Source organism: Streptomyces adustus, from assembly GCF_009377175.1.
Classification (GTDB): Bacteria; Actinomycetota; Actinomycetes; order Streptomycetales; family Streptomycetaceae; genus Streptomyces; species Streptomyces adustus.
The window spans coordinates 15,065-32,069 of record NZ_VJZD01000013.1 but is presented as its reverse complement, the minus strand read 5'-3'; the positions used below and the strand labels follow the sequence as shown (position 1 = coordinate 32,069).

Below are 17,005 nucleotides of genomic sequence, written 5' to 3'. Positions count from 1 at the left end.
TGTCAGCCGGATATGTCCCGAAGCTCAGTGCGGAGGGAGTCCAGCACGGGGGCGAGTCGCTGCTCGTGGCGGTCCATCAGGGTCTGATGGGCATTCTGGACAGCGGACACGATCATGTCGGCCAAGCCCCGGACGTTGCCCGGATCGGCCACGACCGGCGAGATGACCAGACCTTCCAAAGCGCCCCGGCCGTCCACCGTCGCCTTCACCGCGCCGCCGCCGGCAGTCCCCTGTACGGTCACCGCGCTCATCTCCTGCCTGGCCTGGACGAGGTCCTGCTGGAGTTGCCGGGTGCTGTCCAGGAACCTCTTGATGCCGAGAGTGTCGTCGAGATCCATGTGCCTGTTCCGATCCGGTGGGTCCTGTGAGACGGAGAGAGGTCGTTGACGGGGCCGGGGTACAGCCCGGCAGGAGTGGCCGGGGGCAGCCCGGCGGGGGAGCGCCGACGTCGGCTGACGCTCCCCACCCGTCGGGTGGCGTCTAGCGCTTGCTCCACTTTTGGTTGTCGGTGCCGAAGCACGTCCACAGTTGGAGCTTGGTGCCGTTGGCGGTGCCGTTGTCGACAACATCGACGCACTTGCCGATCGTGGTGTTCACCAGGTCGTGCGCGTCGTTCAGGTTGAACCGCTGGGCCCAGCTGCCGTTGCACGTGGCGAGTTGTATGGCCGCGCCGTCGTTCTGGGAGGCCCCGGCGATGCTCATGCACAGGCCGAACATGCGCGCGGTGCCGTCGGAACGGAAGTCGATCTTCTCCCACGAACCGCCGACGCAGTCCCAGATCTCCAGGCGGGTCCCGCTCGTGGCCTTGACATTGGCGGCCCCAGTGGCCGCTACACAGCGGCCGCTGGCGTGGCTGAAGACGGCGACACCCGGGTACGTTGCGACCCGCGTGCTCGGTGTCGAGCCGGTCGTCTGCACGCGCCTGGCTGCGCTGTCGGACCCGGAGGCAGCGTTCGTGCCGCTGGCGGGCGTGCTCTGCGTGGCCGTGGCCTCGTTGTTGCCGTTGCTCTTGGCTCCACTGTCGCCAGCCTGCTGACCGCCTCCGTTTGCCGGAGAACCGGCACCGTCTTTGGCGCCGTGGGCACCGTGCGGCCGGGCCGAAGCGGACGGGGAGCCGTGAGGACCGCCGGGCTGTGGCGAGCTGTGCGTCCCCGGCGAGACTGCGCTGGACGCAGCGGCCTTGCCCTTGTCGTCGGAGCCGGAAGGAAACTTCGTGACGGCGAACACGATGAGCAGGATGCACGCGGTGAGCGCGGTCGCGCCGGCGGCCCACGCCCACGGACGAACGCCTCGGTTTCCGTTTTCGCGGGCTTGTGTCGTGCGCCGGATGAACGCGTCAGCGAAGCGCGACGACGCTCCGTCCAGCAGCGGCGGGTCCTGCGGCTTGGGTTGGGGCGGCACTTCGTCTCCTGTGAACTGGTAAACCACGGACAGGCAGGAAGCGCGAATGGGCGCTTCCTTGGGTAGAGGATGCACACAAAGCAACAGGCATCTTATAAGTAGTAAGACGCTCACGATGAGGTGCCCGGATCAATTCGGAATCGACGACACGCACCGAACGACCATGCCTGTCGTTCGAGCGGCGGGTTTCCCAGTGGCGTTGACGAAACCCACGCCGGTCTCGAAGCCGAAGCCCATCACCGCGGCCGACCGACGCCGAACTGCCGACACCGGCTTGGATGTCGGCTGTGCGCGGCTTCGCTTCCGCTCCTCGAGCGCATACGCAACTGGTGTGTCCACGCAAGACATGGCACTGTGATGCTGCCCTAAATGGCACCCGAATTGCTCGATGGGGCTTACATTCGGCCTCTCGACCCGGGGCCGCTTATCCGGCACCGTATTGTGTCGCGATTCGGGCGAACCGTCGTGCAATATCGATGGTGCAGGACGCCATCAGAGCCACCTTGCAACGAGGCCGTGAGATTTCGCAGACCTCGGGTGGGCAAGTCTCGAGCGGTGAGGATGCAGTGATATGGCCGAGCTTTCCACAGTCTGTTTCGAGGTGGCGCCCGATGTCGCGCGAGAGGTGACACCGCTGCCTCATCCGCTCGAGCGGCTGGCAGTCCTGGCCGCGTACTTCGACGAGCAGCCACACCTTGAACAGGCACAGCGGACCACCGGCGCGCCGCTCTCCGAAGCCGTGCTGGCGCAGGCAGGCTCCGCGGTGGACGATCCTGTGGCGAACGATGACCCGCGGGAGGCGCCGCACGACGCGGAACTGCTCCACGCGGTGAACCTGCGGTTGCAGGCACTCGGGCAGAAGGCCGTAGACCAGGCCGCGGTCGATGAGGCGTCCCGGGCGCTGGCGGAGGAGCGGGGCCCCGCCTTCACCGAGTCGGCGACGGATGCTCAGGCCGATCTGGTGGCGATCAGGCTGCTGGGTCCTGAGCCGGACCGGCTCCGGACGGGCATGCCCCACGCGGACTTCGACGCCGGCGCGCCCATCGCTTCGGCAGCGGGCGGGCGCCACGCACCCGATGGCATACGGACGCAGGAGCAAGGCCGCATCGGCGAAGACGACCGGCGCGCCCACTCGGCTGCGGAGTCCGACAACCCGGTTGTCCACCCCCCACGGAACACTCAGGGCCACGTGCCCCCTGGTGAGGACGCGGCCGCTCCTGATGGAAGCGGAAGCCACGTTCTGTCGTTCGAGGACGACTTGTTGCACTGGGTCAACGTGCAGCTGAGGCAGGTGCCACGGGAGACCGACTCCCGTGAGGTCCGGAAGGCGTTGCAGACGCTGGTCAAGCTGCGGGGCCCCGCGGCCGCGAAGAGGCCTGCCAGGGACTTGGCCGCGGACATCGCCGCGATCGTGATGGAAAAGGACCCGCCGCGATTGCCGGGAGGCGCCCCGTCGCCGGTCGGCAACGAGGCGGAGCGAATCGTGGAGCCCTCGGGCAGCGGCTTGTGGGGGGCGACCAGCGGTTCCCCGGAAGAAGGACGCTTCCCTGCGGTGCAACGCGCCGACCTGGACGCTGCCGATGCCGGATTCTGGCAAACAGGGGAAGGCCCGGAGCCAGACGGCCCGTTCCAGCCGGACCGCGAAGTGGCCGCGCAAGCGACGACATCAAATGGTGCCACAAATGCGAAGAATCTGCGAAAAAAGGACAAGACCGGGGCCGGAAAATGGCGAAAGTACACGATTTCCTTTCCGGAAACCGTCAAAAGCGTGCCGCCTGACCAGATCGCCCAGATAAACGGACTGGCCTCTCACATCTTCGACATCGCCGAGAGGAATTGGCAGGAGGGACGGCCCCTGCCTCGGGTCGAAATCGTGGGATACGGCCACGGCCGCACGTTCAGCATCAATCGGGCAGAAAATACCGGACAAGCGCGCGCCGACGCCACAAGGGAAGTTCTCGAAAGAGCACTCGCGGGGGCGATCTCCTCTCCCAGGATCACGACCGGCATCGAACTCGGCGATTTCTCTGTTTCTTCGCGCTCGGGTGGTCAGGGTGAGCGGACCGCGGCCGTCTACGTACAGTTCAAGCCGGAAATTGATGCGCGGCCAGAAGATGTAAAGCGCATCAAATATAGTAGAGCGGCCGCCCAGTTCGAAAAGAACTTGGGCTGGTACCTGATTGGTCGTCCGAAAGCGCTGAAAGCGGTTCAGGACGTGGTCAAGGGAATCTGGCGAACCATTGGAACGCACGATCCCGAGAACCTTGCCCTCCTCGGTACCGAACTTCCCTACAGCGGTGCCGTGGGGACCAACCTGGGTGACCTGAGCAGAGTGGTTCACTCGGGTAACATCCGTGAGTTGTCCACGATGCTCCTGGAAGCCGTCTTCAATCGTGCGCTGCGGAATGTCGTGACACAACTTCCCCGTTATCGCGATTTCCCGGAGATTGCGAATGAGCACAAAGAAGAGGAGGAGCGCGACGCGCACCGCACGGTGCCGCTGCGTGCCGCCTGGTCGACGTACTCGATCAATTCCATACAACCCCCGCTCAGCACTGCGGAACGGAACGCCGCAAAAATCACGCACGATCCATACTGGGAATACGTCAACTGGAAGACGCCCTTTTACGATGACCGCGAATGGAGCGGACACCGGCCGGGGACTTCCCGGGACGAGAAAGACCTGCCTCTCGATTCCGCATTGCACCGGGACGGCAACAGGACGGGGGGGTTGGTCGGCAGGGGAACCTCCGGCGCTTTGGCGCTGACCCTGGAAACGGCATGGCGGCTGCAGCAGCGGTTCGGGTACGAGTTTGATTTCCCCGAGCTCAGGCTGGCTCTGATGGGGCACATGCTCGTGACTCGGCAGCACACACTGCATGAACTGATGCGAGCTGCGCACATCTTCGACGAGGCACACAATGGGGCTTTCGGCTTCCGCTATCTCGACGGCTGGAGCCGATACCGCTACCTCTACCCCCTTACAGAGAAGCAGTTGCGGGACAACGTTGGGTCTTTCCCGGACGAGATCGCTCTGGATATAGAGGCGCCGCAATTCAGCGACCAGAGGGTCGCCAGCGGCCTGGACGTGTTGCGGGCCCTGAAAATCGATCCAGACTTGTGGGCGAAGGAACTTGAATTCACCGCGAATGGCCAGCAGATGCCTCCTCTTGGTGCCGGCATACGCCTGGACGCGTGGTCGCGGTACTGGCAGGCTCTCCAAAATGAGAGCGTAGCCCGTCCAAATCCCGCTGATCTGGAGGAGCTTGTCCGCCGGGCAGGCCGCACGGCCGGTCGATACAGAGTCGACCACAAAGCGCTGGCCAAGGCACTCGAAGAAGAAAAGAATCGCGCCGCTCAAATGGTCCGTACCACCGGCCACGATCCTGAGGAACTGCAGAGACGCTTCGCCAACTGGACGAAAAGGCAGATCGAAAGCCGGAGCCAAGCGAAGACGCTGGCCGGGATCTACGAGTCGAAGGCTGTGAACGACTTCCGCAACCCGTATTCGCCGGTGAACATCGCCATTTCGGAGATCGAGCAGCACCCCTTCAATGAGCCGTTCCGGAACGTGATCAGAGGAGTTCTGGAGCAGGTGCACCAGCATCGTGCATGGGAAATCTGGGAACTTCGCGAGGCAAATGATTTCCATACGCTGAGTGATCTCGGCATCCTACAGCGCCGCCGGCAACTCAGCACAGACCTTTGGCATCAGTTCCGCAGTCGGCTCGTGAGTCCGATGGTGAACCAGTCTGCTGAATCTGCGCAAGCGGCGCAGATGATGCAGAAACTACTGGACTCCTTCACGCGGAAACCCTTGGACAACTGGATTTCCGGGCTGGAAACCGATCTCGACCGGTACCTCGGCTCTACTCCTCACGCTTCGGTTTCCACGTCCGGAGGCAATGGGACGGTCATCGCGAGGATGGCTGATACCAGTGATGCCATGGCCAACGGGCTGCGGGTCCGGTTGGAGGAAAAGTTCACGGGTCTTGTCGAGGAGGCTCCGCGTATTGCCGATACGGGTGCCCTTGATCGGGGTTGGATCGAAGCTCGTTTGAACGAGGAGCCGATCAAGGTTCTGTACCAGGCGCTGACCCAGTGGAGTAGGGCGGCCAGTGTCGCCGATCTCTTCGACACCTGGTGGAACGAGCGCCAGCCGATTTCGCGGACGGGGCCGGACCAGTACAGCGGGCTGGACAAAACGGCGACCTCTGAGGCGGCTTCTTCCGCCGAAAGGGTGCTGCCGACGTTGCCGAACTCGGCGGAGATCCCAGCACCGTACGCCTCCGCAGGGTCGGGAACACTGCACGACCCACGCGACCCCGTGACCAGCACTGACTTTGCTACGACCGTGCCGGACAGCGCGGATGCTCTGCTTGAGCAATTCAGCCTTGAGGTCCGCCCAGCGGTACGCGTCTGGGATCCTCCGATTGCCGGCCAGGCCGTGGCGTTGGAGAAGGACATCTTGACAACATCGGGGGCACGTGCCGTGGTCTTCTTGGGGGATCAGGTGCTGTGGGCCGTCAACACGGGAAGCACCATCACGTGGTTCGACCATCACAGAGCCCAGTCAGTGCCGCGGCCGGTATTCGCTGATCATGATCTGATCGCCTCGATCGACATGGACCCCCATGGCCAACTGATCGGTCCGAAAGCACGATCGCTCAAGGCGACGGCGACGATACTGCCCGACCGGGTGAGGGGCGGCTTCTGTGACCTGAATCTGGGTGCTGATCTGCATGGTGTCCTGGGATGGAGCCCGGCCCGCAGGTAAAAGCAGCGGCGCTCCGATGGCAGACACCAACCGGCCCAGATAGACGGTGGTGGTCGCGCGCCCGGGCACCGATCGCGGGCTCGTTGCCTGGTGGCGGACCGGATTCCTCGAAGCCTCCGATTGTACTGGCTGTCCGACGAACCACGTCCCGGTGTCTACTGCGCCATCACCGATACCCGGCCGGAAGAGGCGGCGGATCGCACCACGTACTGGTCGATGCGGAAGCCGGCCAGGCGGGTGGGAACCTCGACTACGAGTGTGCTGCGGCTTCGGGACATGCTCCTCAGCGGACAACGGTGGCCTCGCCGAAACCTGAGTGGTTGGGGCAGCATCGTGCGTCATCCGCCGAATTGCGACTGATAGTTCGATCTTGTCTGGAAAGTGCAGGAAGCAAAGTGGGCATCACGTCGCGTGCAGTTCCGTTCGTGGAGGCGAATTGTAAATCGACAACCACTTTGCCCGAATGTGCCAAGTGAAGGGAATGCGGGCACTTCTCGGTTGACATATGCCGGGAAACGTGGAACCCAAACATAGAATCGCCTTTTGGTGCCAACCGATGCCGGGGCCCCCGTCTACTTTTAGGACTCCTGATGGCTCGCGCGACCGTCGCAAATCCGGACGATATGCGTCTACTCGAACCACCGACTCGAGCGGATGGGACATTGTTCCGCCTGGAGATGGTGCATAGCGGATGGAGACGGAGAACATATGCCGACGAAGCCATCGACTTGATGGACACGCTAGTGCCAGGTTACGGAGAACTAGGTACCCCAGAAGAACGTCGAGCACGGCGGGTGGAGCACGGTCTCGCCATGCAAGTCAGGATTCAGGCGCTCCTCAACGTGCAGTTCGGGCTGGCTGAGTGCAATGAGTATGAGAAGTCTGCCCTGACCTCTGATCGTGCCGAACCCTTGAATCTCCGGGCGCCTTGGACAGCTGGTGTCCCACTTGTCCTGCTGGACATCAATTACAGGCCTCACACAACGGCGGAGCGTCCAACGTCATCCGGCGACGGCAGAATTCTGTGGCTGCGTCCCAGCAGTGAATGGGAATACTTGGAATCGCTGCATTCGATCGGCGTCATTTCGATTGCGGTTCGCGAGGACTGAGGTCTCGCGAGCGACCGTGCACCACTGATTCATCTCACAGAAACGAAAGAGACAGCTCGAATGACCTCTCCCAGTGGCGTATCCTCAGGCTCTGCAGTCCAGGTGACGGCAACCAAAGTTTGCTTCGATGTTCTGCCGCAAATCAGGAATCTACAGGGAACGGAATCCTTGTCCCGCGGAGAGGTCCGGAATCTCACTGAGCAGGTAATCAATTCCCTGCGCCTGACCTTCGCTGATGAAATCCGTCGATTGCTCGAAACTCGCACCGTTCCCGTAGCCAGTGTGGAACCGGTCCGCTGGGTGGAGTCTATCCGGCGCCCCGATACCGAACTCAGCGTGCGACTCGCACCCGGTGCACGTACTTTCGATGTCACCGCACTGCAGCATCGCCTGGACCGAGGCAAGAGCCGCGCCGATTCCCCCTTTTTCGACGAGGCGACTCGGATCGTTCGGCAGTATTACGGGTCCATGCCACTGGCCTACCGGGGCGAGGGCATGCGGTTGGAGACACTGCCGGCAGCCTGGCAAGCGGTGCACTTCGTCACGGCGCACCTGGAGGACGCAGATCCAGAGGATCTGGCAGCGGCCCGGGAATCGGCAGCAGATCTCGCACTTGCCATGTCTGCTTTGCTGCCGCCCGAACTCGCGCGGGTGCTTGGTGGTGCGCCGGCGCTGGTGCAGACAACCCACCAGGACATCGTTCGAGTGACAGAGCAGGTTGCCGCGCGTGGTGCACAAGGGCTGTCCCCGTTGCTCCGCACGTCGATTCCGAACCAAAGCGATCTTCCTCCGTGGATGAATCGCAGATTCGGGCTGGAAATTGAATTTCACGCCCGTGATGAATCCGTTCGAGAATCATTGAAACTCATCGAAACGGTGACGGAGAATGCGAGCAACATAGACACACCCGAAGCGTGGGAAGAAGCGGTTCAGCGTCTCCAGGAATCTGGACTTGACGTTCCGGAAAACAATGACGATCCCCTGGATAATCTTATTGCGCTACAGGAAGAAATGGGGGAACGGGAGGACGGCCCGGCCTTTGCGATGTTGGAGGAGCTCCGCTCCAGAGGTTTCACGAACGAACAGCAGATCGGCGACTACCACACCGCATACAACAGAGGGTACCGCGAAGCATCTGATGCTTGGAGCTTTGAACGCGACACGGCGATGTTCGAGATCGTCAGCCCTATTCTGAGGACAAGTTCGGAAACATGGGACCAGATTGACGCAGTCATTGGCACTATTCAGCGTTACGGTGGCCGCGTCGACACGCTGACTGGTGGGCACATACACCTGGACATTGCAGATTTCGGGACCTCCGTAGCCGTACACCAGGCATTCATCAGCATCGTTCAAACGCATCAGGATGTCTTGTACCGACTGGGCACGAATCCTTGGTCGAGGACGGGGCACCGCGGATACCGAGCCGCATCACCCCTGACGCAGCCAGCACCCGGATATGTGAACCTCGCGCAGATTCGGACGGATTTCCATCACGACAAGCTGATAAACTTTGAATCGGTTCATGGTACCCTCAGCGATCATCTCGAATTTCGGGTGCCCGACGAAAGCCTCAACCCTCAGGTCAAGCAAGTTCTTGTAACGCTATTGCAAGCAATGGCTGACTTGGCATTTCGTGTAGCAGCCAACCCAGGGCTTCTTGCCAGTGACGTGATTGAAGCACCGGGTTCTCATCGTGACTTGCAACAGTCCATCACGAGCACCTTCCACGACTCCGCGGACCGGGAATGGCGCCTTTACGAAAGCGACTCGCCCGAGTCGACCACCAGCCTGCTGAGACTGCTGAACCTCCTCCCTCTCTCACCCGAACAGCGTGATGAAGTCCTCGCCTTGTGGTCCATTACGCCATGGCCATTGGCGCGTCAGACGCTCGGCCGTGCCCCCACCGAGCCACACGCCCTGAGCAACGCGGGCCCGAGTCGACTGTCAGAGGCCACTGAGGAAGTGCACGAACCCGTTGGGGTTGTGGGTGGTGGGGTTTCGTATGAGTCCGGTCTGCGGTCTGCGGTGGATCGGGCGTTGCGGGGGATGGGTGAGGGGGCGCGCCTGGATGATGCGGAGTTTGAGGCGGCTCGTTCGGTGGCCGAGGGACGTGTTTCCGGGGCCGTGTGGGGTCGGATGGCTTTGGGTGAGCGGGCGGATCATGTTGCTTATGCTCATCGTGGGTTGCCGGTTCCGCGGATGCGGGGTGGGGCGCCTTGGCCGAATTGGTTGACATCTGGGTCGTCGTCGGCGTCGTCGGCGGCGGCGTCGTCGTCGTCGGGGTCGTCGACTGGTGTGGTTCAGACTCGTGGGCTACCTGTGGGGAAGTTCTTTTTTGCCAATCTTTCGACGCATGAGCCGATTTTTATAGGCAAGGCTGCTGCGTTGGCGTCGATTCTGTCGTTGCATCAGGGCATCCAGCAATATCTGGCAGGACGTCCTACGCGGATTATCCTGGAGAAGCGGCTTGCCGATTCTCCGGCGGAAATCATACCGAGCCCCGAGGGGCCGCAGATCACGCTTGCGGCGTATTAGTTCGAGCGGTACAGCTTGGGTTATCTTGCGGGAATGATTGCGCACGAATTCGGCGCGCACCCCCTGCCGCGGAATATGAATGGCGCTGATGGGGACCGGCATTATCACAATACGCCGGTTTTCGTGCCGGGCGTCCCAGCGAGGATGATGACGGCGTCTGCGGGGTCTCAGGCCGAGCATGTGTATGCGGCTTCGATGGGTGGCCACTATTTCGATGTGTACAGGCGTACCGTTATCGAGATGGCCAGGGTGATCCTGACGGAAGGGGGGACGTTCGATGCGACCACCCAGGATGTCACGGATCTTTTCGATGCCTATTTGATGGATGTTGCTTCCATCGCGGTGACGAATGACCACCGGGATCGTGGTTTTCCGTTCGTGCCGGGTTCGACGGCGGTGCGGGCCGATATCGCGACGTCATACAATTTCTATCGCCGTCTTCTCGAGGATGAAATTCCCGGTAACCTGTCTGCTGCATTGGTGCCGCATCTTCCCGGGCAGAAGACGTCCCAGGCTGTCTACGATGACTACGCTACTTTGGTGCGGCGTGCGGCCCGTGGATATATGCATTCTCCGAGTGTTGACGGGCGACCGGTTGAGGGATTCGGGAGGCCGGGCGCGTCGCGTGAGATTCCGTCGGCTGTTGTCGGCGAGTCCGGCACCCGGGTGGGGATTGCCGAGAGCGGTCCGAGCCGTCCGGGCGGCCTGCGAGTGGGGGACGGTGCCGCGGGTGCAGGGGACGTTGCGGTTGACGATGCATGGTTGATCGAGTGGGCGCGTTCCCGGAACTGGACGGATGAGTTTGCCGGCGCGCAGTATGCGGCGGCATCCGGTCTCGTGTGGCAGGCGCTGGATTACCGCCCGGTCCTGGGGCAGGGGGAGGCGGAGGAGGAATATCGTGACCGTCTGCGTCAGGTGACGGCCGCGGTGGCTGTGGCCCGCGCCGAAGTGCCGGCTGTGGGCAAGGGCAAGCAGCAAGAGGATATCCCGGCAGAGTCGTCTGACGGGCAGCTGGTTTCCCGCCTGAAGGATCTGTGGGACTTCTTGCACGCTCTCAATCTTGTGGTTCTCGAAGAGGACCGGGATCTCGTACCGGATCGCGAGCTGTCGATCGCCAGCATTGAATCCTTGGTCAATGACGCGGCCGATAAGGCGATGGAGATAATTCCCGGCCTGGACCGTATGGACGTCTTCCGTCTCTACGAGTACCAGACCGCACTTCAGCACCCGGACCGTCCCGCGGTGTATCTGCCGGGCAATCCGAACCACGTCGTCCTCGAACCCTCCGAGACCTCCACACACAATCGTCCGGCCACTGAAGACCTCGAAACTTCCCCGCGACCCAGAACGGCATTTCTGGAGACCCCACGCGGCCGGGACGCCGGAGAACAGGGCACGCCACAGTCGGCACCCGCTGGCGAACCCATCATTGGACGCGACACCGCAGCACCGGTCCAGAACACACCACACCACGACACCACCGTTGAAGTGCACGAACCCGTTGGGGTTGTGGGTGGTGGGGTTTCGTATGAGTCCGGTCTGCGGTCTGCGGTGGATCGGGCGTTGCGGGGGATGGGTGAGGGGGCGCGCCTGGATGATGCGGAGTTTGAGGCGGCTCGTTCGGTGGCCGAGGGACGTGTTTCCGGGGCCGTGTGGGGTCGGATGGCTTTGGGTGAGCGGGCGGATCATGTTGCTTATGCTCATCGTGGGTTGCCGGTTCCGCGGATGCGGGGTGGGGCGCCTTGGCCGAATTGGTTGACATCTGGGTCGTCGTCGGCGTCGTCGGCGGCGGCGTCGTCGTCGTCGGGGTCGTCGACTGGTGTGGTTCAGACTCGTGGGCTACCTGTGGGGAAGTTCTTTTTTGCCAATCTTTCGACGCATGAGCCGATTTTTATAGGCAAGGCTGCTGCGTTGGCGTCGATTCTGTCGTTGCATCAGGGCATCCAGCAATATCTGGCAGGACGTCCTACGCGGATTATCCTGGAGAAGCGGCTTGCCGATTCTCCGGCGGAAATCATACCGAGCCCCGAGGGGCCGCAGATCACGCTTGCGGCGTATTATTTCGAGCGGTACAGCTTGGGTTATCTTGCGGGAATGATTGCGCACGAATTCGGCGCGCACCCCCTGCCGCGGAATATGAATGGCGCTGATGGGGACCGGCATTATCACAATACGCCGGTTTTCGTGCCGGGCGTCCCAGCGAGGATGATGACGGCGTCTGCGGGGTCTCAGGCCGAGCATGTGTATGCGGCTTCGATGGGTGGCCACTATTTCGATGTGTACAGGCGTACCGTTATCGAGATGGCCAGGGTGATCCTGACGGAAGGGGGGACGTTCGATGCGACCACCCAGGATGTCACGGATCTTTTCGATGCCTATTTGATGGATGTTGCTTCCATCGCGGTGACGAATGACCACCGGGATCGTGGTTTTCCGTTCGTGCCGGGTTCGACGGCGGTGCGGGCCGATATCGCGACGTCATACAATTTCTATCGCCGTCTTCTCGAGGATGAAATTCCCGGTAACCTGTCTGCTGCATTGGTGCCGCATCTTCCCGGGCAGAAGACGTCCCAGGCTGTCTACGATGACTACGCTACTTTGGTGCGGCGTGCGGCCCGTGGATATATGCATTCTCCGAGTGTTGACGGGCGACCGGTTGAGGGATTCGGGAGGCCGGGCGCGTCGCGTGAGATTCCGTCGGCTGTTGTCGGCGAGTCCGGCACCCGGGTGGGGATTGCCGAGAGCGGTCCGAGCCGTCCGGGCGGCCTGCGAGTGGGGGACGGTGCCGCGGGTGCAGGGGACGTTGCGGTTGACGATGCATGGTTGATCGAGTGGGCGCGTTCCCGGAACTGGACGGATGAGTTTGCCGGCGCGCAGTATGCGGCGGCATCCGGTCTCGTGTGGCAGGCGCTGGATTACCGCCCGGTCCTGGGGCAGGGGGAGGCGGAGGAGGAATATCGTGACCGTCTGCGTCAGGTGACGGCCGCGGTGGCTGTGGCCCGCGCCGAAGTGCCGGCTGTGGGCAAGGGCAAGCAGCAAGAGGATATCCCGGCAGAGTCGTCTGACGGGCAGCTGGTTTCCCGCCTGAAGGATCTGTGGGACTTCTTGCACGCTCTCAATCTTGTGGTTCTCGAAGAGGACCGGGATCTCGTACCGGATCGCGAGCTGTCGATCGCCAGCATTGAATCCTTGGTCAATGACGCGGCCGATAAGGCGATGGAGATAATTCCCGGCCTGGACCGTATGGACGTCTTCCGTCTCTACGAGTACCAGACCGCACTTCAGCACCCGGACCGTCCCGCGGTGTATCTGCCGGGCAATCCGAACCACGTCGTCCTCGAACCCTCCGAGACCTCCACACACAATCGTCCGGCCACTGAAGACCTCGAAACTTCCCCGCGACCCAGAACGGCATTTCTGGAGACCCCACGCGGATCGATGTCGCCCGACGCTCTCACCATCGGACGCGATGCCTCACCACCGGTCCAGGAGACACCGCACCACGACACCACTGCGGAACCTGCGAAACCGGCAGTGGAACAGGCATTGCGTCCGGATACGGAGCGCCACACGTTTGTACTTGAGGCGGGCGCGCTGGCGAAGTATGGCACAGCTGAATTTGCGGATCAGCGCAAGGTTGCGGTTAAGGTTTTGAAGGACGGCCTTAAAGCTGCGCTGCCGGGCGAAACACCAGAGTTGTTCGTCAGAGTCGAAGGGTATGCTGCCGGGTTCGATGACGCGGTGAAGTTCGTCAAGGAGACCGTGGATGTACTAAAACAAACCATCAGGCTTGACATCGGTGGGCAAGTGATCAACATCTGCATATAATAAAAACGTGCTGTCCTTCACAGCGAGTCATTTCCGCGGCATGCAACCAGCGTTCAGGGGAGGGTGGCAGCCATGGGCCTGGCGGCGAGCAGTGTCCAAGAACTTGCAGCCGACTGGCCGATTCTGCGGCGGCACTTGAGATTTGGGCCGTTGGTGAAGACGCAGCATGGTCGGCGACATCTTGACCAACAGTCGCCAATTGTTCGCGCGGCCGGCTGGTTGAAGACCAGCGCCATGCGGATGCTGTGCTCCGGCTGGCTGTGTACGGGTGACGTACACAGCCATATGCCGGCTCAGGCGGGGGGTCTGGGGGTCTGCCGAGCCGGGCCGCGTACGCGGGTGGCAGCGCCTGGGTGATCAGGCGCAGTCGGGCGTCATCGGTACTTCCGGGGCGACGGTGAAGCCGAAGCGGGCGCGGGTGTCGATGACGATGCCGCCGGTGGTGGCCGCGGCCTGCTTGGCGCGGGCGCGGACCTGCGGCTGCCAGCGCCGGGTCACTTCGCGCTCCATCCGGGCGGCGAGGTCGGCGCGGGGCCGTTTGATCCGGCCCTTGACGTAGCGTTCCACGGTCCGCTGCGAGACCCCAAGTACGTGGGCCACGGCCTTGGTGGTCTTGAGCTGTTTGACGAGGTAGCGCATCTGGGCCGGGGCGGTCTTCGGAATGGGGCAGGTGAAGGTGCCCCGCAGGGCCCGGTCCAGGCTGTCGCCGATGATGCCCATGGGTGATTCCCCACTGTCTTCGGCCTGGGCCACAATGCCGTCCTTGATAAAGCGGGCGAGGTTGAGGTCCGGGCCGTGTTCTTCGCGTTCGCTCTCGGCCCGGAACGCGGTCTGAGTGCTTTCGTGCTTGACCATCCCGGGGGTCACGCCCAGCCGGAAGGTGCCGGGCAGAGGCTTGTCGCCGGTATGGGACAGGACGTCCAGCGGGCTGGGTTCCGTCGGAAGGGTAGACCACGCAGTCCGACGGCACCGCGACCGGGTAGCGGCCCGTGGCGATGGCGAGCTTGAGCATCTTGCGGTGCATGTTGACCGGGTCGTGGAGATCACCGCGGCACGGCTGTCGGGGCCCCAGGTTGGCCGGGACAGGGCCGGCCACGTCTGGCCGGGCGCCATCCGCCGCCGCGCGGGCGTTCGCGGAGCTCGCCGATGCCGCCCTTGGCCGTCGCCTTGATCGCCGTCAGCAGGATCGCCGTATCCGGGGTCGGCGTCCCTGTGGCGTTCCGTGACCCGCAGGAAGCCGCGGGGAGGGTCATGGCGAGGGGTGGCGCCGAGGTCGGGAGTGGTAGCCGGGTATGCCTTGTGCAGCCGGTTGTACCGGGCGCGCAGGTAGCGGCCGTTGTCCGTCCGCACGTGGGCCTCGACGGGAGGTGACCTGGTAGTCGAGTTCGACGACGTAGACGAGGGTCGGTGTCGAGTGCCAGGCCGGTCTCTCGCCCCCGGACCGGTCCGCGCTCCCTTCCGGACGGCGCGTGCCGGCTTCGCTGAGGCCACCGCCGCGGCGGACGGCACCACGGCGCGGGAGGTGCCTGACGTGGCCGTGCCGCAGAGCATGCATATCAGCTCCGGCCGGATGACCGAAGCGCACGAAGTCGCCAGCCTCACCTCTCGATCAAGTAGGAGCTGACATGTCCGCCGACCAACCGATCACCCCCGAGCCGATTCTGCAGCTGGGCTTCGGCTTCATGGCGTCCAAGACGCTCCTGAGCGCTGTGGAGCTGGGGATCTTCACCGTTCTGGCGAAGGCGGCCGCGATCGGGAGGCCATCGCCGGCGAGGTGGGCCTCCACCCGAGGTCCTCCGCCGACTTCCTGGACGCCCTCGTATCGCTGGGTCTGCTCAACCGCGACGAAGACGGGGTCTACCACAACAGCCCTGCGGCCGACGTGTTCCTGGACCGGGCCAAGCCCTCTTACATGGGCGGCATCCTCGAGATGGTCAACGCCCGTCTCTTCGGTTTCTGGGACAACCTCCTCCTTGCCCTGCAGACCGGCACCCAGCAGAACGAAGTCACGCACACCGGGGTTCCGTTCTTCGCCACTCTCAGCCAGGACCCGGTCGCCTGGCGCAACTTCCTCAACGGAATGAACGGAGTCAGAACTCCCCTGGCAGGCGCTCTTGCCGCCGACTTCGACTGGACCGGGCGTCGGTACGTGGTCGACCTCGGCGGTGCGCTGGGCGCCGTGCCTGCCGCGGTGCTGCGGTCCAACCCGGACATCACCGGCGCAGTCTTCGAACTGCCGCCGGTCCGCCCCGTGTTCGAGGAGTTGGTCACCGCTCATGGCCTGTCCGACCGGCTCACCTTCCACGCCGGCGACTTCTTCGCGGACCCGCTCCCTGCGGCCGACGTCTACGTCATGGGACAGATCCTCCACGACTGGAACCTCGAACAGCGTCAGTTCCTTCTCCAGAAGGCATACGATGCCCTGCCCGAGGGCGGCACCCTCATCGTCTACGACGCCATGATCGACGACGCGCGTCGCCACAACACCTATGGCTTCATGGTTTCGCTGAACATGCTCATCGACACCGAAGGCGGATCCGAGTACACGGTCGCCGACGCAACCGGCTGGCTGGAGTCGGCCGGGTTCGCGAAGGTCACCGCCCGTCCGCTCATCAGCGGCTACACGGCCATCTACGCCACCAAGTAAGCGCTGCTCTCAGCACCGGACACAACAAGAAGCGCGCACACGATCCGGCAACCGCCTGCCGTTCGACGTAGGCGGCCGTAGCGCGCGCTGTGCAGCAGGGCGCGGGGCTTCAGGCATGCCATTGGCCCGAGGGGCTTCACGGCCCTCGGTTCACGGTCGCCTGGAGTCCCGCGACTGCTTGATCAGCGTTCAGACGGCATGCCCAACCGGCCGCCCGGTCGGCACTGCCGATCCTGGTCTGCCGCCATGGCATCCGCTTTCGCCGCCTGCTGCGGCATCGCCCCGCCTCGACCCCCGGCCATCTCAGGGCTTGGGTTTCAGCGTCCACCGGGCCGACTGCCTACGCCGCCACCCACCCCCGGATGGCCTCCGCGACTGCCCGAACGTCCAGCGCATCCCGGTCGATCCGCGCCGCCAGCTCCGCCGCTTCCTTCGCTCCCACGGTCACGATGGCCCCGCTCGCCGTCAGGTACGCCGCCGCCACCACCGCGCCGAACAGCTCGTTGGCGTGCTCCAGCGCCGGTACGCGGATCAGCTGGTGCATCAGCGCAGCCGCGCGGTGATGCACCTCGGTGTACACGGGGGTCTCCATCACCCGGTCCGCGTGCCTCGCCACGGCGGCGGCCATCGACCCGAAGTCCGTGATGTCAGGGTCACCGGGCATGTTCCGGTGCGCAAGGTCCAGCAGCCACGCGCGATCGATGT

At 63.4% G+C, this 17,005-nt stretch carries 9 protein-coding genes and 1 pseudogene; 5 read left to right on the top strand and 5 right to left on the bottom strand.

Annotated elements, in window-relative coordinates; translation table 11 throughout:
- Positions 1 to 2: 2 nt before the first annotated feature.
- Together FNH09_RS46990 and FNH09_RS05305 are read right to left on the bottom strand one after the other, a co-directional pair.
- Complete coding sequence (locus FNH09_RS46990; RefSeq protein WP_162468147.1) at positions 3 to 338, bottom strand: YbaB/EbfC family nucleoid-associated protein; 336 nt, start codon at positions 336 to 338, stop codon at positions 3 to 5.
- Positions 339 to 480: 142 nt separating this feature from the next.
- Positions 481 to 1,428: a ricin-type beta-trefoil lectin domain protein gene (locus FNH09_RS05305; protein ID WP_338017473.1), complete on the bottom strand. Its 948-nt coding sequence runs from the start codon at positions 1,426 to 1,428 to the stop codon at positions 481 to 483.
- 544 nt (positions 1,429 to 1,972) lie between these two features.
- Here FNH09_RS05305 and FNH09_RS05300 point away from each other — a divergent pair.
- The gene (locus FNH09_RS05300) at positions 1,973 to 6,178 is read left to right on the top strand and encodes a hypothetical protein (RefSeq protein ID WP_152885565.1); all 4,206 of its coding nucleotides are present in this window, start codon (positions 1,973 to 1,975) and stop codon (positions 6,176 to 6,178) included.
- Between the two features lie 155 nt (positions 6,179 to 6,333).
- Here FNH09_RS05300 and FNH09_RS49450 read toward each other — a convergent pair whose 3' ends face one another.
- Positions 6,334 to 6,456: a hypothetical protein gene (locus FNH09_RS49450; protein WP_274390205.1), complete on the bottom strand. Its 123-nt coding sequence runs from the start codon at positions 6,454 to 6,456 to the stop codon at positions 6,334 to 6,336.
- A gap of 534 nt (positions 6,457 to 6,990) precedes the next feature.
- On the opposite strand from FNH09_RS49450, the gene FNH09_RS05295 reads away from it, so the two are divergent.
- The 3 genes from FNH09_RS05295 to FNH09_RS05285 all read left to right on the top strand — a co-directional run bounded on the left by FNH09_RS05295 (position 6,991) and on the right by FNH09_RS05285 (position 13,653).
- Positions 6,991 to 7,287 carry a hypothetical protein gene (locus FNH09_RS05295; RefSeq protein WP_152885564.1) on the top strand — a complete coding sequence of 99 codons (297 nt, stop codon included), beginning with the start codon at positions 6,991 to 6,993 and terminating at the stop codon, positions 7,285 to 7,287.
- Positions 7,288 to 7,389: 102 nt separating this feature from the next.
- Positions 7,390 to 9,825, top strand: coding sequence for an amidoligase family protein (locus FNH09_RS05290; protein ID WP_162468146.1), 2,436 nt, complete (start codon positions 7,390 to 7,392; stop codon positions 9,823 to 9,825).
- A 33-nt stretch (positions 9,826 to 9,858) separates the two neighbouring features.
- Positions 9,859 to 13,653 carry a hypothetical protein gene (locus tag FNH09_RS05285; RefSeq protein WP_152885562.1) on the top strand — a complete coding sequence of 1,265 codons (3,795 nt, stop codon included), beginning with the start codon at positions 9,859 to 9,861 and terminating at the stop codon, positions 13,651 to 13,653.
- 319 nt (positions 13,654 to 13,972) lie between these two features.
- On the opposite strand, the pseudogene tpg reads toward FNH09_RS05285, so the two are convergent.
- Positions 13,973 to 14,373: pseudogene (gene tpg / locus FNH09_RS05280) on the bottom strand (telomere-protecting terminal protein Tpg); the annotation flags it as partial.
- 1,054 nt (positions 14,374 to 15,427) lie between these two features.
- On the opposite strand from tpg, the gene FNH09_RS05275 reads away from it, so the two are divergent.
- Positions 15,428 to 16,300: a methyltransferase gene (locus tag FNH09_RS05275; RefSeq protein WP_338017472.1), complete on the top strand. Its 873-nt coding sequence runs from the start codon at positions 15,428 to 15,430 to the stop codon at positions 16,298 to 16,300.
- Between the two features lie 340 nt (positions 16,301 to 16,640).
- Here FNH09_RS05275 and FNH09_RS05270 read toward each other — a convergent pair whose 3' ends face one another.
- Positions 16,641 to 16,964, bottom strand: a complete 324-nt coding sequence (locus FNH09_RS05270; protein WP_152885561.1) for a fic family toxin-antitoxin system, toxin component — start codon at positions 16,962 to 16,964, stop codon at positions 16,641 to 16,643.
- Positions 16,965 to 17,005 lie beyond the last annotated feature (41 nt).

Excerpts from the sequence above, each read along its gene's own strand:
- FNH09_RS05270 (WP_152885561.1), bottom strand. The coding sequence starts at position 16,964 with ATGCCCGGTGACCCTGACATCACGGACTTCGGGTCGATGGCCGCCGCC.
- FNH09_RS05295 (WP_152885564.1), top strand. The coding sequence starts at position 6,991 with ATGCAAGTCAGGATTCAGGCGCTCCTCAACGTGCAGTTCGGGCTGGCT.
- FNH09_RS49450 (WP_274390205.1), bottom strand. The coding sequence starts at position 6,456 with ATGTCCCGAAGCCGCAGCACACTCGTAGTCGAGGTTCCCACCCGCCTG.
- FNH09_RS05285 (WP_152885562.1), top strand. The coding sequence starts at position 9,859 with ATGATTGCGCACGAATTCGGCGCGCACCCCCTGCCGCGGAATATGAAT.
- FNH09_RS46990 (WP_162468147.1), bottom strand. The coding sequence starts at position 338 with ATGGATCTCGACGACACTCTCGGCATCAAGAGGTTCCTGGACAGCACC.
- FNH09_RS05300 (WP_152885565.1), top strand. The coding sequence starts at position 1,973 with ATGGCCGAGCTTTCCACAGTCTGTTTCGAGGTGGCGCCCGATGTCGCG.